This is a genomic window from Corallococcus terminator, assembly GCF_049194865.1.
GTDB classification, from domain to species: Bacteria; Myxococcota; Myxococcia; order Myxococcales; family Myxococcaceae; genus Myxococcus; species Myxococcus terminator_A.
The window spans coordinates 1-19011 of the sequence record NZ_JBLZWL010000116.1; the positions used below are offsets into that span (position 1 = coordinate 1).

The following is a 19011-nucleotide window of genomic DNA, read 5'->3' on the forward strand; positions in this document are numbered from 1 at the left end:
GCTCTTCGGCGGGCAGCGTCTCCATGCCGTGAGGGACGATGGGAATGGCCAGGGGCCTGCCATCCGAGCGCCCCGGCGTGTACAGCGCCACGTCCACGTGCTCGCGCAGCAGCCGGCGACGCTCGCGGAGCACGGCGTCTTCCAGTGGTTCGTTCCAGGACTCGGGGCGGGCGTAGGTGGCGAGGTCGCCCTTCCTGTCCACGAGGATGACGGGGATGCCGCGCAGCAGGAGCTGCTCCAGGATGTTGAGCGCGAGCGTCGTCTTGCCGCTGCCCGAGCCACCCAGGAAGGCACTGTGCCGCGTCAGCTCGGAGGGTTCGAGGGTGATGGGCTGCGTGAGGAGTCCCTCCGAGGCGCCTATCCCCAGCGGGCCCGTGAGGACTTCGCGATGAACCGGAGTGCCGGATGCGGGAGTGACCCGAGGCGCCGTGGGGCCCGATGCGGGAGGGACGCGAGCCACCAGAGTGCCGGACGAGGGAGTGGGGCGAGGCCCCGGAGGGCCGGAGACGGGAGTAGCGCGAGGCACCGGGGGGCCGGAGACGGGAGTAACGCGAGGCACCGAAGTACCGGACGCGGGAGTGGGGCGAGCCTTCGGCGTGAGCCCTCCCGGAACAGAAGGACCAGCGGGCTTCGCGGCGGGGGCGGGCGGACGGGACTCGTGCCCGGTCAACAGCTCACTCACCGCCTTCATGTTCCGTGTGGCGATTTCGGCGGCGTCGTCCACGGAGACGGGGGGCTGGCTCGGCGGGCGCGGTGCGGTGGGAGCACTGGCCGGGCTCGCTGACGCCTTGTCCATGGCGCCACTTGTGGCTTCCGCACGAGGGGGTGGCGCGACGTCCTCGCTTGTGGCGTCGCGAAGCGGCCTGCCGAAGGGAGAAGTCACCGAGTCATTGAAGAGCGTGGTCTGCCTCGGGATGAAACCGTTCTCCGTCCTGGCTCGCGGCGGAGCGGGCGGAGCGGGCACCTCGGCGCTCTTCGTGGTGCGGCTCGTGGGCTCTCCCTCTGTCTTGGGCCGCGCGGGCCCCGTGGGCGGAGGCGGGAGCCCGAGTCGCTCCAGCCCGAGAATGTCGCCCATCGACTTCAATCGCGTGACGGGACGCGCCGTGCGGCTCCACTCCGCGAGGGCCGCCTGTCCCACGTGCTGGGCACGGAAGTCTCGCAGGGCCGACAGGTCCCTCAAGTCGCTGTCGCCGAGGACCACGCGGCGTCCACCCTGGCGGAAGAGCCGTCCCAGTTGCTCTTCCACCACTGTTCCCGTGGTGGAGGGGAACTCGGAGGTTCGGACCAGGACGGGTGTCTTGCCGGCCGCGGCCTTGAGGGCCTCCGCCATCTGTCGACCCAGGTGACCACCCCGCGAGCTGTGCTCACATAGCGCGAGGATGAGCTTGTTGCCCGACGGATGGACGCCGACGTCCAGCAGGTCGTCACCGTTGCGAGTCTTCACCAGGAAGCGGGGCGAGCCGTTCAGCTCCTCGCTGCCCATCTCGATGGCCCAGGCGAGCAGGGCGGTCACATCGGAAGGGTCCTCGGGCAGCTTCTCCTTGTAGGCGGCGCGGAAGTCCGTCCACGCCTGGTCCATGTCGATGGGCCCGGAGCCAGGAGGCGGCTTCACGTCGTTATCGCCCGCGCGCCTGTTGGGAGACGGGAGCGGGAAGGAGTCCGGCAACTGTTGCAGGTCGATGGCGCGTTCGCGATACCGGCGGCACTCGTTGAGGACATCGCGGGCACGCTGTCCACCGAGCGCCTCGAAGCCCTCGGAAGGAATGGGATGAGTCGGGGTGTTGGCGTCGAACGTCACGCCGCGCTGCTCGTAGAGGGAGCGGAGCCTGCGGGTCGCGATGTCTCGCGCGGTGCTTGCGGTGACGGTGCGCTCCAGTGTCACGGGCTCCGGGTCGTTCTCGATGCGATCGACCATTGCGCGCGTGAGCAGGGGTCGCATCTTCTCCCAGTAGTCGGAGAGGCAGCAGACGACGACCACGGCCCTGGGCACCTTGCCCGCGATGGCGGCCAGCGTGTTCATCGCCCGGCGGAACGAGTTCTCCATCTGCGGGCGCTGATCGAAGTCGCTGATGTCCTCGACCTGGTCCACGCAGAGCACCAGTGCATGGCCCAGCGCGCCCATGAGTCGGCCCAGGTGCTCCACCATCCGCGCGGGGCCGTCGTCCGACGTGCGGGGGATGAGCTCTCCAATGACCTTCCGGTCCTCCGTGGAGATCTCCTCGCAGCGCAGCCAGTTGAAGATGCGGCGGTTGATGCGAGGGTCCCTGCGCTGGAAGTAGATGAGCGCGCGCAGCAGGTCCACTTCCACGTTCCGGAAGCGCGCGTCCGCGAGCAGTTCATCCGCGACGGCTCGGACGGTGCCGTGCAGTTCATCGTCTTCGAGGATCTTCTGCTCGTGTTCGATGAGCGGCGCGAAGAGGCTGGTGCACTGGCTCATCAGGGTGTTGGACAGGTGCATCAGGCCGCTGTCGTCGCCCTGGGCCACGTCGTAGGGATGGTCCAGCGAGTCGATGAGGCTGGAGAGGAGGTAGCGGTCGTAGTGCGCGGCATCGACGGTCATCGGCATGTAGCCGGTGAAGCCGCGCTTCTGCCCGTGCGCGTGATTGCGGAAGGCTCGCACGAGGTGCGTCTTCCCGCTGCCGGACTCTCCGAGCAGGAGCAGGAGTTTGCCGGTGTCGGGAGCGGGCGTGGTCGTCGCGCGGTCCAGCAGGCGCTTGAAGGCGCGGCGCGCCGGAGCGTTGAGCGTCTCCACGTCGAACGGGTCGGGTTGCCAGAGGTACTGGCCCTGTTGGACGCCGCTGAAGACCTCTCCGCTGTCGGAGAGGAAGACCTTGAGTCGAGGGTCGCTGGACATGCGCGCTCCTGGAAGGGCGAATCAGACGACGACGAAGTGGAAGCTGGCGCCGTAGGAGCGCACCTCGGACTCGGCGACGTCCGTGGGGTTCATGGCGGAGACGAGGTCGGCGCGAGTCAGGGACAGGCGTTGGGTGCGGTTGGCTTCCAGCAGCGCGGCATCGAAGGCTTCACGGTGGGGCCACTCGGGCTGGAGGGCCTTCCACACGTGGGAGATGAACACCTTGTCGCGGCCGAAACGGCCGGTGGGCAGGGCTCGGGCCACGGAGAGGACGCGGTCGGCGAAGTCCTCCTTGCGAGGTGGCGGTGGCTCCGCGTTCCGGGTCGTCGGCGCGGTGGACACCACTGTGGGAATAGCAGGCTGCTCGGGAAGGAACCATTTGCGCAGGAGGGTGAGGCGCACGGCCTCCGCGTCGGCGCGCGTGGCTCCCGCGACTCGGGCCGTGAGCTGCTCCACGGCCTTGCGAGGGTCCTTCACCTCCGTGCCGAGCAGCTTGCCGAGGAGGTGCGCCTGCACGGCGGCGAGGGAGAAGGGGCGCTCGGTGTCGACGCCGAGCTGACGCCAGAGGAGCCGGTCGCGGAGCTGAGGGAGGGAAGGGTCTCCCGCGCTCACGGCGGGGTACTGTCTGCCGAGCACCGCCGCGCGCACGCCGTCCGCGTCGGCGAGTCGGGTCAGCACGGCCTTGGATGGGGTGAGCTCCAGGCTGTTGGCGAGCAGGTAGGTGGCCTTGAGCTTCTTCCAGGTGAGCCCCTTGGGGAGCTGTTCGAGGCGCAGGAACTGGAGGACGCGGGTGAGGCCGGCGCTGGTCAGCTCCAGGCCGGCTTTGTTCTTCCGGGCCACGAGCTGTTCTTGGAGCAGGTGCTCCAGCACGGAGTCGAGGCGGGTCTTCCACTCGGAGCGGCTGAGGCGGTGTTCCACGAAGGGGCGCAGGGCCTTGTCGAGCTCCGCCCGGGTGCCGGTGCGGTGGGGACGGGGAGCGAGCCAGGTGAGTGCGAGTCCCGCCAACCGGTTGTCAGGGCTGTCCATGCGTTGTCCTCTGTGCGGCGGCTTCCTGCCGCCGGGCGGCCATCAGTGCTTCGATTGTCTTGAGAATCTCTTCGTACCGAGGCACGACGTCTTCTTCAAGGAAGCGAGCGACCCAGTACCCGGCGCGCTGGAGGGCAAGGTCCTTGCGTCTGTCGCGGCGGAAGCGCTCGGGGTCGAGGAAGTGGTGGTAGCCGTCGATCTCCACGGCGAGCCGCAGCTCGCGGCAGAGGAAGTCCACTTCCAGGGGGCGACTGCCATCGCCGAGGTCCAAGGTGGCATTGAGGGCGAAGAGGCCCCGGGTGGCGGGGTGGACCTGGAGAATCTTGTTGTAGAGGAAGCGCTCGGCCTTGCTGCGGGCACGGGCTTCATCTTTCTGGCGAGCGACGTGGACGGCCTGCGCGCTTTCACGAAAGCGTTCGAGGAGGGGCTCGACTTTGGCGTCCTGCGCGTGTGGCCGCGCGGAGGGAGCCTGCTCCGGGGAGGGTGTTCGCGGAGCGAGGGGGGCGGACGTGCTGCTGGGGTCGGGGAGTTCGAGCAGGCCCTCACGCAGCATGGCGAGGGCATGGGTTTCCTTGCGACCACGAGGTTCGCCGAGCGCCTCGGGAGGCAGCATGCAGGCGATGTGAAGCATAGGGGCCGCGGTGCAGAGGGCGGTCGCAGTGCGCAGGCTGCGCGAGTCGGAAGGGGAGACGCGAAGGTGGAGCGCGGGGGCACGGCCCTCGGGGATGAGGCAGAGGAGGGCGTGGAGGAGGCGGAGAGGGTCGCGAGTGATGGCTTCGCGAACCTCGGCGGAGAGTTCGCCGGGCGCAGCAGGCGAAGGGGTTACGAGGAGCTGTCGGCACAAGGCCCAGGTGGCGGGCTCGGAGTGGGGTGGCTCCAATCGCTCGAAGAGGACGTGGCGCTCGTGAGGCGTCTTGCCCTCGAAGTGCAGCTCGCGAGGGGAGAAGGCGCGCTGGGAGAGGACGACGTAGCTCTCAGCGTCGCGCGAGAGGTTGCGCTCGATGGTGAGGGCGGAGGCCCAGGTGGAGACGGTGGTGCGAAGATCTTCGCTTCCCGAGGACGCGGCCTTCAATCCGCTGCGGTGAAGCCATTCATCCCAGAGGAGGCGGGCGCGGTCTTGAGGGCCGACCAGGACGCTCAGCGTGGGGATGCCCTCCGCGCGCCGCCGGGCATGCCGGTCCAGCGAGTCCAGGAGCGCGGTGTCCGCCGGTGACAGCAAGCCCATTCCCCCACGGGTCTCCTGTGATGGACCCGTCGTACTGGGATGGAAGCCTGCTCCTGCATGGATACCGCTGGCAAGCCGGGGGCACAGGCTCCATCCAATGGCGCACAACCTGCGCGGCAGGGTCTGCAACCACCCCTCTCTGTGTGCTCGATTCACGCCCGAGGAAGAAAGACAGGGCGATGTCACGGGTCGTCTCTGCACGAGCCTATTTCACGAATCCTTCAGTACCTTGCCTCAAGACATTCCACTGTCGGGATGGACTCAGGACGTACGTGGCTGGTGCTTTCGTATGGAGAAGAGCGTGGTTACGCGGGTAACGAGGGGTATGCCGACGAGTTGGCGTCGGTCTATCGCTATGACAGCAAAGTCCAGAACCACCTTCAAATCGTCAAAGGGGACCTGCTGATTATCTGCGACAAAAGGCAGGTTCTGGGAGTTGCCAGTATCGAGAGAATCGACGCCGTCGCGGGGACAAAGCTCCAGCGCAAGTGCCCGAAGTGTGGTGCAACTGTCAGCGTTGAGCGGAAGACGCTTCGCCCTCGCTTCAAGTGCGATGCGGGGCACCTGGTCGATGACGTGAACTCCATCAACGCGCCTTGTACCAAGTTCTCTGCTTGGTTTGGTGACACATTCAGAGGCGTCCCTTCGGGTACGCCGATCTCAATTGCACAGGCACGAGCTGCTTGTCGTAAGTTCAATCGGCAGATGGCTATGCAGGAGGTGGTACTTTCTCGATTGAGTGACTCCGCTCCCGGGTTGCTTCCCTTGATTCAGGAGCTTGCTTCACCTGGGCCTGTCCATGGACTCGGTCTCATTGCCGCCGACGCATTGGAGGAGCCCTATGTTCCAAATCATGAGGACGAAAGGGAGCGTGTGTCGCGGGCGATTCGTGCACGTCGAGGGCAGAAAGCCTTCCGGCAGAGTTTGCTCAAGCAGTTCGACAACAAGTGTCTCGTCACGAAATGTCACCTCCTGGATTTGCTGGAAGCGGCGCACATAATTCCCTATCGCGGAGAAAAAGATAATCACGCCTCGAACGGGCTTTTGCTGCGCGCGGACATCCATACTCTCTTCGATCTGGACCTGCTGGGTATCGATCCCGTGACTTTGAAAATCCAGCTCCATCGGCGGGCGAAGGGCATGGGCTACGAAGCCTGGGATGGTGCTGTGCTCGCCTGTGATGCCCGATTGCTGAGCAAGGAGGCACTGCAGGCGCGCTGGAAGCAGTTCCAAATGCGCGCCTGACACATCGGCCCGGGGCCGCGGCTACCGCGGGTCCGGGTCCCCCTGAGGCAGCTCCAGCACATCCGGCATCTCCGCCAGCATGTTGGCGTTCGGGTAGAGCGTGAGCTGTCCCTCCTGTCGCTCCAGGAGTCCCTCAATCCCTCCCGGCGTCGCCTCGAACGGCGTCCCGTGCACCTGGAAGGCGAACGCCTCCCACAACCTGGCCACATGCTCCCGCCAGGAGCGCGGCAGTGCCTGGAACGTCTTCCGTGCCTGCTCCGCCAGCGGTGACGTGTCCCCACCCTCCTCGTTCCCGAACACGCGCCGCCGGAAGATGTCCCGCTCCCGGCTCCGCTCCTCCGGCGTGGCCCTCGCCAGCGCCCGCACTCCCGCCGACAGGTCCTTCCACAGCTCCAACGTCGCCGAGGACGGAATCGTCGTGATGAAGCTGTTCACCATCACATGCATCGCCCCGAACGACTCCACGTGGTGCCACCAGAAGGGCGGAATCAACAGCGCATCCCCGGGCTCGACGACCGCGACACACGCATGCTCCAACGCCGTGCGGAACCGTGGATGCCTCTCCAAATCCAGGTCCAACAACTGCACGCTCGTCGTCGGCGCTCCGCCCCCCAGCACGTCGAACGGCGCGTGGTACATGTTCGCCAGTTGCTCCGGCGGGAACATCGTCACCCGCTTGGTGCCCTCGAACATGCAGATGAAGTTGATGCAGTCGTCGTAGTGCAGGTTCACCACCTGCCCATCCGAACCAATCCAGAACTTGCTCTCCACCCCGAGCGGCTCGGTGAACCGCAGGAAGTCGAAGCGCAGCTTCTCCCGGACGTGCGACTGCTCCAGCATCCCGTTCTGCATGTAGACGTACTCGCCCGTCTCCACCGCCGCCTTCAGGCGCCCCGCGAAGTCCGCGAACGTGCCCTGCTCCGGCATCACCGCCGCCGCCCCATCCGCGTCATTCACCACGAGCTTCGGCCGGTACTGCCCCCGCGACTCCGGCGGCAACACGCAGAAGTAGTGCGTGCGCTCTCCGAGCTGCGCCTCCAGCGCCGCCAGCTTGCCGTCCAACGTCGACCGCGAGCGCAGCTCCCCGAGCAGCCCCGAGTCCTCCAGCAACCCCCGCACGATGACGGGCTCCCGGTAGTGCCACTCCCGGAGCTCCTCCAGCGATGGGCGCTCCAACCTGCGAACCGATGGGGCGGAAAAGGGCAGGGGCTTCAGGGGCATGGGCTCCGACTCGCGGCACGAGGGGGCCTCCACGCTAGCATGTCTCCCCGAGCCCTCCGGAGCACCCCTAGAGCCATCCCCCCGACACGGGCACCGGCGCCGCCTCGCGGTAGATGCGCAGCGTGTCCGCCACGCTGTGCTGGAACTCGAAGCCCGTCGCCTCCAGGAAGCGCCGGTTGTCCACGACGATGGGATAACGCAGGTGGTCCAGCGCCCCCACAGAGAGCCGGGGGAAGCCCGCCCGCCCCAACAGGAACGACAACACCCGCGAAGGCAACGGCACCCCCATGCGCCCCGTCTCCCTCACGATGACCGAGAGCGGAATCGGCGCGGGCCCGGCGATGTTGAAGATGCCCCGCACCTTCTTCTCCAGCGCGAGCTGCAACGCCGTCACCACGTCCTCTTCCTGCATCACATGGAACAGCGGGTCATACCCCAGCACCAGCGGCACCCGTCGGCCCTTCAGGAACGACGCCAGCGTCCCCGTGCCCGGCGCGCCCAGGGTGTACGGCAGCCGCAGCACCCCCGTCGTCACCTCCGGCAGCCGCCACAGCGCCGTGGCCGCGTACAGGTCGGCGGCCACCAGGTCCGCCAGCTCGGGGATGGCCTCCAGCGCGCGCGGTGGTTCGTCCTCGGAGTGGTACAGCGGCGAGTCCGGCGCCGCCCCGTAGAACGTGTGCCGTCCCACGAAGAGCAGCTGCTTCACGCCGTGTGTCGCGCAGTGGTCGAACACCGCCTTGGTGCCGTCCAGGTTGATGCGTCCCCGCTCCGCCCCCGGCACCGTGAAGGCCGTGACGGTGGCCATGTGCACCACCGCCTCCGGACGCCAGCGGCGGAAGACGTCCTCGGCCACGCGCTTGCGCACGTCGCCCCGGAACACCTCGATGCCCGCCTCCTTCGCGTTCTCCCATGGGCGGATGTCCACCCCCGCCACATCGTGGCCGGCGAGCTTCAACCGCAGCGCCAGCTTGCGCGCGATTCCTCCAGAGATACCCGGGATGAGCACCCTCATGGCAGCAGCTTCCTCGCCAGCCCGCGGTCCTGTCGCCCCGCCCGGCCAACCTCGATGAGACCCGCGATGCGCTCCTTCACCTTCGCCACATACCCCTCGATGACGTGGTCGTCCTCGTCCCCGGTGCCGTGGAAGACGAGCGGCTCGCCATAGTGGATCTCCAGCTGCACCGGCAACGGCACCGGGAGCAGGTACGGCGTCAGCGGGATGTACGGCACCCCCAGCAGCTTGCCCAACGTGTACGCGTTGAACACCGTGGGGATGGCCGAGCCACCTCCCAGGAACGCGAAGGGGATGATGGGCGAGCGCGTCTGCAACGCGAGCCGCACGAAGCCCGTGCCGAAGTCCACCAGCGAGTACCGGTCCGGATACAGCTTGGCCGTGCCGCGCGCGCCCTCCGGGAAGATCATCAACAGCCGGTCGTCCTCCAAGAGCCGCTTCGCATGCTCGGGCAGCCCGGTGAACTGGCCGGTGCGGCTGGCCCAGAGGGAGGAGACGGGGAACTTGTGGAGGAAGCGCTCCACCATGCCCTGCGACAGCCGGGGCGGGTCCATCTCCAGCATGGTGGACGTCAGCACCATGGCGCCGTCCACCGCCACGCCGCCGGAGTGGTTGCCCACCAGCATCCCGCGCCCTCGGGCGGGAATGTGGTGGATGCCATGGCAGCGCACCCGGAAGTAATACCGGTAGATGAGCGTGAAGAGGCGCAGCGCGTCCCTCACGTGCCTCTTGGAGATTCCGTACGGGTCCACGCCGTACTCGTTGAACGGCAACTCCAGCCGGTCAACCCGCGCTTCCAATCCGTCGCTCAGGGCCACGGCGCGGGACCGTAGCACCCCCGGGTGAGTCCCGCTGCATTCCGCGCCGAGTGCATTGGGCCAAGACCCCTCCCTGGTCCATACTGCCGCCACATCCCCCCATGACATCCCCAGACGAGCTCGCCATCGAGGTGAAGGGACTGGTCAAACGCTTCGGTGACGTCGTCGCCGTGGACGGCATTGACCTCGACATCCGCCGAGGTGAGTGCGTGGGTCTGCTCGGCCCCAACGGCGCCGGCAAGACGACCACCGTCGAAATCCTCGAGGGACTCCAGGAGCCGACCTCCGGCCACGTGCGCCTGCTCGGTCTGGACTGGAAGCGCTCCGCCACGCAGCTGCGCCAGCGCATCGGCCTGACGCTCCAGGAGACGCGGCTGGTGGAGCACCTCACGGTGGAGGAGACGGTGAAGATGTTCGCCTCCTTCTATCCACGCCCGCTCCCCGTCGAGGAGCTCATTGGAATGGTGCAGCTCGGCGAGAAGCGCGCGGCGCGGGTGGGCAAGCTGTCAGGCGGGCAGCGGCAGCGGCTGGCCCTGGCGCTGGGCCTGGCGGGAGACCCCGACCTGTTCTTCCTGGACGAGCCGACGACGGGCCTGGACCCCCAGTCGCGCCGGGCGCTGTGGGACGTGGTGTCGGCGCTCAAGGCTCGAGGCCGCACGGTGGTGCTGACCACGCACTACATGGACGAGGCCGAGGTGCTGTGCGACAGGCTGGTCATCATCGACAAGGGCCAGGTCATCACGCGCGGGACACCCGGGGACATTATCGCCTCGCTGGGGGCCGAGCAGGTCATCGAGCTGGAGGCGGACCCCGCGCTGGACCTGGAGCGGCTGCGCCCGCTGCCGGCGGTCGTCTCGGCGCAGCGCCACGCGGACCGGCTCTCCCTGCGGGTGAAGGAGCTGCATGTGGCGCTGCCCTCGGTGCTGCGCGAGGTGGAGGCGGCGGGCGCCCGGCTGCGGCACCTGTCCACTCGAAGGCCCACGCTGGATGACGTGTTCATCGGACTGACGGGACGCTCGCTGCGCGAGGGCGTCGAGGAGAAGGCGGCGTGATGGGCTCGTTGGGACAACTGCTGCTGATGCGGCTGCGGGTGTTGTGGCGCCAGCCCGAGGTGCTCTTCTGGACGTTCATCTTCCCCATCGTCACCACGCTGGTGCTGGGGCTGGCCTTCCGCAACGAGTCGCTGTCGCCCGTGCGCGTGGCCGTCACCGATGGGCCGGGGGCCCCGGCGCTGCTCGCCCGGTTGGAGGGGACGCCGGAGCTGGAGGCCCAGGTCCTGGACGCCGCCGAGGCGCGGCGCCTGCTCGCCCGAGGGCGGGTGTCGCTGGTGCTCGTGTCCGGTGGCTCGAGTCCGGAGGCGCTGGTGGACCCCAGCCAGCCCGAGGGCCGCACCGCGCGGCTGCTGGTGTCCCAGGCCCTGGCGCGGGCGCCGGACGCCCCCCGGCTGGAGTCGGTGAAGACGACGCCCGTGTCGGAGCCGGGCAATCGCTACATCGACTTCCTCATCCCCGGGCTGCTCGGCATGTCGCTGATGTCCTCCAGCCTGTGGGCGCTGGCGGTGCCGCTGGTGTCGATGCGCGGCGGCAAGCTGCTCAAGCGCCTGGCGGGCACACCCATGCCCCGCTCGCACTTCTTCCTGGCCTTCCTCCTGGGGCGCACCGTCTTCGCGGTGCTGGAGGTCGCCTTCTTCTGCGTCTTCGCGCGCTGGCTCTTCGGCGTGCCGATGTTCGGCAGCTACTTCGCGTTGCTGGGCGTGGGCCTCTTGGGCGCCATGTGTTTCGCCTCGCTGGCGCTGCTGGTGTCCATCCGGGCGCGCAGCGAGGAGTCGGTGGGTGGCCTCGTCAACCTGGTCTCCATGCCGATGATGTTCCTGTCCGGCGTCTTCTTCGCGTCGGAGAACTTCCCCGGCTGGATGCAGCCGCTCATCCGCGCGCTGCCGTTGACGGCGCTCAATGACTCGCTGCGCTCCATCATGCTGGAAGGCACGTCGCTGATGACGCTGGGAGTGCCCATGGCGGTGCTCGCCGCCTGGACGGTCCTTCCGATGGTCGCCGCGCTGCGCTGGTTCCGCTGGGTCTGAGGGAGAGTCCATGTCGAAGCCCGCCGTGTCACCTGCCTTCGTCCAGCAGCTCAACTTCCTGGCCCGCGACGCGAGCAACGAGTCCGCGGCGCTCCAGGCCGCGTTCTCGCTCGGGTTGCTGGACAGGCTTCCCCGGGGGCCCGGCGCGGTGCCCGTGTCGCTGGAGGCCCTGGCTCGACAGCTGGGTGCGAACTCGCGCGGAGTGCGCTCCGTCATCGAGCCCCTGGTGGGCCTGGGCTTCGTGCGACTGGAGGAGGGGCGGGGCTACGCGCTCGCGGACGCCACGGCGGCCTTCCTCGCGGAGGACTCCTTCACCGCGCGGCTGCGGGACGTCCTTGGCTGGTGGCACGTGACGGCGAAGCTGCCGGAGGCGGTGCGCACCGGTGGCGCGGTGGACGGGCGAGATTTGCTCGGCTGGTACAGCGCGCTGTTCCTTTCGCCCTCGCCGCCCGCGCCTGGCCCCGAGGCGGAGGACTTCCATGACCGCTTCGCGCGCAACTTCGCGCGCACCCAGGCGCTGGTGACGGCGGCCGAGCTGGGCCTGCTGGCGCGCCTGGTGGAGTCGTCCGCGCCGAAGGCCACGCTGGCTGCCGAGCTGGGCGCGCATCCGGAGGGGCTGGGCGTGTTGTTGGGCGTGCTCGCCACGCTGGACGTCACGCGCGAGGAGGACGGGCGCTGGGGCTTCACGGAGTCCGCGGCGCGGATGCTGGATGCGACGAGCCTGCCGTACTTCCAGCGCGCGCTGCCGGCGACGATGGCCTACTGGGAGGCCTTCGGGCACCTGGACGAGGCGGTGCGCGAGCATCGCTTCCGGTTGGACTTGAGGGAGCCCGAGACGGCGCGCCGCATCTACCAGGAGAACGCGTCGCGCATCTCCAGCATCTTCGCCTCGCACCTGCGGCTGAGTCGCAAGGCGGCGGAGCTGGTGGGCTCCATGCGCTCGCTCGCGGGCGCGCGGGTGCTGGACGTGGGCACCGGCTCCGGCGTGTGGGGCGCGGCCTTCGGGCTGGCGGCGCCCACGACGCACGTGACGTACCTGGACTCGCCCCATGTGCTGGACGCGGTGCGCCCGCACCTGACGAAGCTGAAGCTGGAGGCCCGCTCGCGGCTGTGGGAGGGCGACTGCCTCACGGTGGACTACGGCGAGGCGGAGTACGACGTCATCCTCCTGCCGCAAATCATCCCCGCGCTGCCGCCCGAGGCCCTGCCGGGCTTCTTCGCGAAGCTCGCGCGGGCGCTGCGGCCCGGAGGGCTCCTGCTCATCTCGGGCTACCTGCTCACGGACCGGCGGGACGGGCCGCTCGACGCGCTCTACTTCTCGCTGCGGCGCTACGTGTCCAACGAGGGCGACGTGTTGTCCCTGCCTGAGTTCCGCGCGCTGCTGACGCCCGTGGGACTGTCGTCCGCGCGGGGCTTCGACATGCCCATCCAACAGGTGGTCGTGGCTCATCGCGGCGACGTCGCCTGGCCCGTGGTCCCCAGCGCAGCCGTGACGGCCGCGTAAGTCCTCACTTCCGGAGTCGAGATGGAACCGCTGCGTTCATTCTTCATGGAGGACTACCTGGAGGGCTCGCGGTTCACCGCGCGCTACAACCTGGGGGAGTCCGGTGGCCGTCCCGTCACGGTGGGCGAGCTCCTGACGGGCTCGGGGGTGAGTCCCGCCGAGGCGGCGGACGTCTTCCTGTCCACGCTCTTGCGCGACAGTCCCAACTGGGGGCGCGCGGACCTGAGGGATTTGGTGGCCGCCATGCACCCGGGCGCCACGCGGGACAACGTGCTCATCACCACCGGCACCAGCGAGGCGCTGCTGCTGCTGTTCCGCCAGCTGCGTCCGCGCAAGGTGGCGCTGGCGTGGCCCGCGTTCCAGCTCCTCTACGAGCTGCCTATGCAGCAGGGCGCGAAGCTGGTGAAGCTGCCCGTGCGTTGGAATGCCAAGGGCCAGCCGTCCATCGACGCGGGCGAGTGGCTGGAGCGACTGGAGCGTGAGCGTCCGGACGCCGTCATCATCAATACGCCCCACAACCCGAGCGGCCTGGTGCTGGACGCGGGGCTGCTGGACGCGGTGACGGCGTGGGCCGAGGCCAACGGGGCCACGGTGGTGGGCGACGAGCACTACCGGTTCCTGTCCTCGGAGGACGCGGTGCTGGGGGCCACGGTGTGGCGGCCGGGCACGCGCTCGTTCGTCACGGGCTCGTTCATCAAGTGCCTGGGGTGTCCGGGGCTGCGCATCGGCTGGTGCGTGGGCGACACGAAGATGCTGGCGTTGATGCAGAACGAGAAGAACTACACGACGCACACGGTGAACCCGGTGACGGAGTGGATTTCGTACGAAGTCCTCAAGGACCTGCACAGCCCCGCGCTGCACCGCGCGCGTGAGGACTGGCTCCAGAACCGACGCACGCTGGCCGCGTTCCTGGAGCGCTCGCGGGGCGTGTACGGCACCGCGCCGCAGGGGGGCCTCGTCACCTGCATCGGCGTGCGGGACGCCATGGAGCCTGCGGTGTTCTCTGCCCGGTTGGAGGCCCTGGCGGCGGCGGATGTGTTCGTGCTGCCGCTGAGCGCCATGGAGGTCGGCGAGCCCCGCGGCGCGCATCCCCTGGAGCGGGGGCACGGCTTCCGGCTGGGGTTGGGCGCGGCACCGGCGCACTTCGCGGAGGCGCTCGCGGTGATTGAGCGGGCGACGGCCCGGTAGCGCTACCGCAGCAGCGCGGTGAAGGAGTGGTCGCGGGCGGAGTAGTCCGCGTCCTCCAGCAGCATCTGGTGCACGCGGCCCTGGAACGCGGTGGGCACGGCGGGGAACAGGTGGTGCGTCAGGTGGTACTGGTCGTGCCGGGGGAACAGCACCCGGTTGAGCCAGCCCCATGCGAAGATGTGATTGCGCGAGCGGTGGAACTCGTCCGGCGAGCCGATGACGCCCGCGTGGTCCACCGCGTCGGACCAGTAGCGGATGACCTGGTACGGCACCATGTACGGCAGCGCGTAGAAGAGGGCGAACGCCTTCCAGCCGATGCCCCACTGAGCCAGCGCCACCAGTCCCGCGAGGAACGCCCACCGCGTGAGCGTCACCGCCCACGGGTCCGTGCGGTGGAAGAGCACCGGCCGCAGGAAGGCGGGCAGGTGCATCAGCGAAAGGGGCCGCAGCAGATGGTCCTTCACGAACGGCCGGTCCGCCTCCGCGAAGCCGAAGCGGCGCCGGGGCGCGAAGTCCAAATCCTTCTGTGCGTCACCCAGGTGCAGGTGGTGCGTGAAGTGCTCGCGCGTGTACGGCTCCAGCGCTGTCAGGTCGATGACGGCCAGCAGGTGGCCGAAGACGCGGTTGCGGCGCTTGCCGCGCACGAACATGCCGTGACAGGCCTCGTGCAGCATGTTGCCCAGCGCCCGGAAGCGCGTGCCGATGAAGAAGGCGACGAGCGGGTAGACGACCCAACCCGCCACGGGGTGGTCCGCCATCAGCCGCGCCGTGCCCAGGGCCGCCGCCACCGCGAGGCCGACGTGCAGGAGCAGGTGCCCCACGCCCGCCGGCAACGAGTGCGAGTGGTAGCCCAGCGTGGCGACCCGCCGGGCGAACTGGCCGCGCAGCTTCGTGGCGATGGACGCGCCGCGCTCGCCCGTTTCGGGCAAGGCCACGGAGCCAGGACTGTCCATCTTCGGCACGGCGCGCATCAGGACCTTTCAGGGGTCTGACTCGAACGCGAGGGAGGAGCGACGCTAGTCGGGGTATCGCGCCACGAGCAAGCGAGTGGCCCGGATTCGCGGGGGATATGCCCCGAGTGGAAAGCCCGTGACGCGGTGCGTGCTCAGTCCGCCAGCCGCGTGGGCAGGCTGACCCCGGGGCGCGCGGCGAGAATCATCTCCTGCGTGGGCAGGGGGATGCAGACGGACGAGGACAGGCCCACCGCCTCCAGCAGCCGCGCGTACTCGGAGGCGGACAGCAGGTCGCCCTCGTTGGTCATGAACCGACGCAGGCCGAAGTACAGGTGGTCCAGGGGCCCGTCGCGGCGCTCGTTGAGCACGTACTCGGCGATGAGCAGCACGCCGTCGGGCTTGAGCGCCCGGGCCACGCGCGCGAACAGGCCCGGCAGGCTCTCCGGCCTCAGGACGTTGAGCACCTGGGGGAGGATGATGACGTCGAAGGCAGCCTCCCCGAAGTCGTGGGTGAACAAGTCTCCAGGCCAGAAGCGCGCCCGGTCCGCCACCTGGAGCCGTTTCAGGTTGGCGCTCACCTGCTCGAGCACCACCGCCTGGTCGAAGTAGGTGACGTGCGTCGTCGGCGTCGCGCGCGCGAAGGCCGCGCCCCACACGCCGGAGCCCGTGCCGATATCCAGCACCGCCGCGCCCTCCAGCGGGTGCGCGCGAGCGAGCGTGGTGGCCGCCTTGCGACTGAGCTGGAAGTGCGACGCGAAGACCGCCGTAATCTGGTTGGAGTTGTCCGCGTAGAAGCGCCGGCTCACCTCCGGGTCCTTCAGGTCCAGGATGAAGCGCTCCTCGCGCACCGTCTCGCCCAGCCGCCCCAGCGCCTCCGTGTACTGCGCGGACACGCTCAGCGAGCGCACCAGGTACGCCAGCGCCTTGCCGTCCAGCAGCCGTCGCGCCTCCGCGCTCAGCCCGAAGGCCTCGCCCTCCCGCGTCGCGAGGCCCAGCTTCTCCAGCACCTCCACCACGACGCGCAGCCCGGTCGTGCTCAGGTAGGTGGCCGCGCCCAGCTCCGGCAACGTGCGCGGCGCGGACGCGAGCAACTCCAGCAGGCCCAGCCGCCCCGAGGTGATGAGCACCTGCGTGCGCGCGCCGCTCCGGGCGAAGCGGTCGAAGAAGTCCTCCGCCTCCGCGCTGGAGGCGGGCGCGGCGGCCTCGAGGAGCAGCGCGCGGAGGTGTCCAAGCACATCCCAGCGACGTCCCGCGTGCTCCACGGGCTCGCCGTGTTTCACCGCCTCGTCGAGCAGGGCCACCGGGCTCCACCACGCCTGCTCGGCCTGGAGTCGCTGGAGGAAGGCGCTGTCTCGCAGGAACGCCGCGGTGCCTTGCGTCAGGGCGAAGCGCCGCGCGTCAGCGTCCTCCTGCTGGGCGACGTAACCCAGGCACACCAGCAGCTCGAGCAGGGCCCGCAGTCCTCGGGCGGAGGTGCTCGTCGTGGTGGCGAGCGCCTCGACGGAACCTGGAGTGGAGATGCCCTGCACCGGAAGTGCGTCGAAGAGGCCCAGGCGAAGGGAGGCCTGCAGGAGCGCTGACTCGTTGGCGGCGTTGCGCGCCCAGAAATGGAGTGACTGCGCGAGGGAGGGGCTGGGGGAGGCCGTCATGCGCTGTCTCGAAGGAGGGAGGAGGCGGCGTGCAGCTTGGTCTGTCCTTCTTGCGTCGCGCAACCAGCCAGGGCGTATGGCTTGTATCGCTCGAAGGGGTTCTCTATCGTCCGAGGCTCCACGTCCGGTCGAGGACGCCGCCCGCCCCGCCGGGGCGAGTGTGCAGGGTCCGCATCGCGAGGAGTCTCCAGTGACGTTGCTGTCGTTCGCGCTCCAGAGCGTCGTGGCCCGACCTCGGAGCTGGGTGGTGGCCCTGCTGGCGCTCGGCTCAGCGCTGCTGCTCACCCTGGGCTTCGCGATGGTGGCGGGCATCTCCGAGGGCACCCAGCGCAGCGTCATCGAGAGCGGAGCAGGCCACTTCCTCGTCTACAACTCCCAGTCCACCGAGTCCGCCGTGGTGGTGACGGGCCCCACGGGCGCGCCGGTGCTGGTGCCGCTGCCGGACTATTCCGCCACCGAGGCCCGCGTGCGCGAGACGCCCGGGGTGAGCGACGTCGTGCCGCTGGAAGTGGGCATGGGCGCCACGTTCCGCGGCAACTACCTGGACGACAAGCTCTCCACCGCGCGTGCCGTGGCGCGTCAGCCGCCCTCGCCGGAGCGCGATGCCCGGCTGGTGAGGCTGGGGGTGGACCTGCAACGCACGCTGCGGGACGTGGCGCGTGACGCGGACCGGCAAGCGGAGGCCTTCCTCACCGCCGACGAGGCGCGCATGGACCGCGCGGCGCTGGAGGAGGCGACGACGCCCGCCTTCTGGGAGCGCTTCGGAGCCCAGCCGCTCGCCGCGCTCGAGTACCTGGAGAACCACGTCGCCCGGCAGGTGGGCGAGGGCGAGTCCATCGACATCGAGTACCTGGGCAGTGACTTGAACCAGTTCGTCCGCGCCTTCCCGCGCTTCGAACTGGTGACGGGCACGCTGCCGCCCCCGGGACACCGGGGCCTGCTGTTGGGACACGGCCTGTACGAGCAGCGCTTCAAGCTGCCGGTCGCCGCGCGGCTGGACGAGCTGAAGCGGGAGCTGGACCGGGGCGCGTTGCTCGCGGAGGACGAGCGGCTGCGCACGCTGGTGGACCGCGCGTCGGCGGAGCTGCCGGACCTGCTGGCGCGCGTGGACGCGGAGCGCTCGGACGCCGCGAGCGCGGTGCTCACCCGCGTGCTGGGACACCCCGGCGAGGCGGAGGCCCTGTGGCGCGAGTTCCTGAAACTCGATGACGCCAACTTCGCCACCCGTCACCAGCTCTTCTACGCGGAGCTGGCCCCGCTGTTGCCGCTGTACCGCGTGAAGCCCGGGGACACCGTGGTGCTCAAGGGTCTGGACTCGCTCGTCAACGGCGTGCCTCTCAAGGTCTGGGGCACGTACCGCTTCCGGGGGCTCGGCGGAGACGCCAGCCGCGTCAACACTCTCAGCCTCATGGACCTGGTGAGCGCGCGCTACCTGTCGGGCCGCCTGTCGCCGGAGCTGGTGGAGGAGGCGAAGCGCGACGCCCAGTCGCTCGGCCTGGACTTCCTGCCGGAGTCGGAGGTGGACCTGCTCAAGCCGGCCACCGTGGTGGAGGTCGATACGCCGGAGAAGCCCTCGTCGGGGATACCGGACTTCCCGCGCGCCCGCGCGTGGCCGGAGACATTCTCCGCGACCGAGCTGCGCGGAGGCAGCGTGCTCCAGGCGGCCGTGGTGGTGACACCGGAGGCGAACCCGGAGGCGGTGGCCCTGGACGTCGTCCAGCGCGCGACGAGCGCGTCGGTGCCGCTGACGACGGTGGACTGGGAGGCGGCGGGCGGCTTCGTCAGCGAGGTGGTGGGCCTGACGCGGGTGGTGCTGCTCGCGTTCTCCGTCATGTTGTGTCTGTTCGTCGTGCTGGTCTCCGCCGGTACGCTGCTGCTCCTCGCGCAGGAGCGCGTGGGCGAGGTGGGGACGATGCGCGCGGTGGGAATGCAGCGGCGCGACGTGTTCGGCTCGCTGTTGACCGAAGGGCTGCTGCTGGGCGGACTGGGCGCGGGCGTGGGCCTGGCCATCGCGGCGGCGCTGCTGTTCGGGATGATGGGAGACGGCATCGGCGTCACGGACGAGTCCCTCCAGTTCTTCATGGGAGGCCCGGTGCTGATGCCCCGGCTGTCCCTGGGGCAGGGCGCGGCGGTGTGGCTGGGCGTGGTGGGCGTGGTGGTGGTGGCCTCGCTGGTGCCCGCGTGGCGCGGCAGCTCGGTGCCTCCCGCCGTGGCGATGCGAAAGAGGGAGGACTGA

Annotated in this window: 14 protein-coding genes; 6 read left to right on the top strand and 8 right to left on the bottom strand. The window is 69.4% G+C overall.

The window, feature by feature from the left end:
• The 3 genes from ACN469_RS34515 to ACN469_RS34525 form a co-directional block, all read right to left on the bottom strand.
• Nucleotides 1-2854 (bottom strand): helicase HerA domain-containing protein (locus ACN469_RS34515; RefSeq protein ID WP_498775052.1); only part of this gene is annotated, 2854 nt, incomplete at its 3' end.
• Between the two features lie 21 nt (nt 2855-2875).
• Nucleotides 2876-3880 (bottom strand): hypothetical protein, encoded by a 1005-nt coding sequence (locus tag ACN469_RS34520; protein ID WP_498775054.1) that lies wholly within the window; start codon nt 3878-3880, stop codon nt 2876-2878.
• On the bottom strand, nt 3867-5105 hold the full coding sequence (locus ACN469_RS34525) for an endonuclease domain-containing protein (RefSeq protein ID WP_498775056.1): 1239 nt from the start codon (nt 5103-5105) through the stop codon (nt 3867-3869). Before ACN469_RS34525 ends, ACN469_RS34520 begins: the two co-directional genes overlap by 14 nt.
• 279 nt (nt 5106-5384) lie before the next feature.
• Here ACN469_RS34525 and ACN469_RS34530 point away from each other — a divergent pair, with 279 nt between their 5' ends.
• Nucleotides 5385-6350: an HNH endonuclease gene (locus ACN469_RS34530; protein WP_498775058.1), complete on the top strand. Its 966-nt coding sequence runs from the start codon at nt 5385-5387 to the stop codon at nt 6348-6350.
• 21 nt (nt 6351-6371) lie between these two features.
• On the opposite strand, the gene ACN469_RS34535 is transcribed toward ACN469_RS34530, so the two are convergent.
• The 3 genes from ACN469_RS34535 to ACN469_RS34545 form a co-directional block, all read right to left on the bottom strand.
• Nucleotides 6372-7571, bottom strand: coding sequence for a cupin-like domain-containing protein (locus tag ACN469_RS34535; protein ID WP_498775060.1), 1200 nt, complete (start codon nt 7569-7571; stop codon nt 6372-6374).
• A gap of 67 nt (nt 7572-7638) precedes the next feature.
• Nucleotides 7639-8583: an NAD-dependent epimerase/dehydratase family protein gene (locus ACN469_RS34540; protein ID WP_498775062.1), complete on the bottom strand. Its 945-nt coding sequence runs from the start codon at nt 8581-8583 to the stop codon at nt 7639-7641.
• Nucleotides 8580-9401, bottom strand: a complete 822-nt coding sequence (locus ACN469_RS34545; protein ID WP_498775463.1) for a lysophospholipid acyltransferase family protein — start codon at nt 9399-9401, stop codon at nt 8580-8582. Before ACN469_RS34545 ends, ACN469_RS34540 begins: the two co-directional genes overlap by 4 nt.
• Before the next feature lie 101 nt (nt 9402-9502).
• On the opposite strand from ACN469_RS34545, the gene ACN469_RS34550 reads away from it, so the two are divergent.
• From ACN469_RS34550 to ACN469_RS34565, 4 genes are read left to right on the top strand one after another with little or no spacing between them, the layout of a single operon-like run.
• Nucleotides 9503-10453 carry an ABC transporter ATP-binding protein gene (locus ACN469_RS34550; RefSeq protein ID WP_498775064.1) on the top strand — a complete coding sequence of 317 codons (951 nt, stop codon included), beginning with the start codon at nt 9503-9505 and terminating at the stop codon, nt 10451-10453.
• Nucleotides 10453-11481 (top strand): ABC transporter permease, encoded by a 1029-nt coding sequence (locus ACN469_RS34555; protein ID WP_498775465.1) that lies wholly within the window; start codon nt 10453-10455, stop codon nt 11479-11481. Before ACN469_RS34550 ends, ACN469_RS34555 begins: the two co-directional genes overlap by 1 nt.
• 10 nt (nt 11482-11491) lie before the next feature.
• Nucleotides 11492-12985, top strand: coding sequence for a class I SAM-dependent methyltransferase (locus ACN469_RS34560; protein WP_498775066.1), 1494 nt, complete (start codon nt 11492-11494; stop codon nt 12983-12985).
• Nucleotides 12986-13006: 21 nt separating this feature from the next.
• A complete protein-coding gene (locus ACN469_RS34565; protein WP_498775068.1) occupies nt 13007-14173 on the top strand; it encodes an aminotransferase class I/II-fold pyridoxal phosphate-dependent enzyme in 1167 nt (388 codons plus the stop codon).
• 2 nt (nt 14174-14175) lie between these two features.
• On the opposite strand, the gene ACN469_RS34570 is transcribed toward ACN469_RS34565, so the two are convergent.
• Both ACN469_RS34570 and ACN469_RS34575 read right to left on the bottom strand, forming a co-directional pair.
• Nucleotides 14176-15144, bottom strand: a complete 969-nt coding sequence (locus ACN469_RS34570) for a fatty acid desaturase (RefSeq protein WP_498775070.1) — start codon at nt 15142-15144, stop codon at nt 14176-14178.
• A 134-nt stretch (nt 15145-15278) separates the two neighbouring features.
• A complete protein-coding gene (locus ACN469_RS34575) occupies nt 15279-16775 on the bottom strand; it encodes a class I SAM-dependent methyltransferase (protein ID WP_498775072.1) in 1497 nt (498 codons plus the stop codon).
• Nucleotides 16776-16965: 190 nt separating this feature from the next.
• On the opposite strand from ACN469_RS34575, the gene ACN469_RS34580 reads away from it, so the two are divergent.
• Nucleotides 16966-19011 carry an FtsX-like permease family protein gene (locus ACN469_RS34580; protein ID WP_498775074.1) on the top strand — a complete coding sequence of 682 codons (2046 nt, stop codon included), beginning with the start codon at nt 16966-16968 and terminating at the stop codon, nt 19009-19011.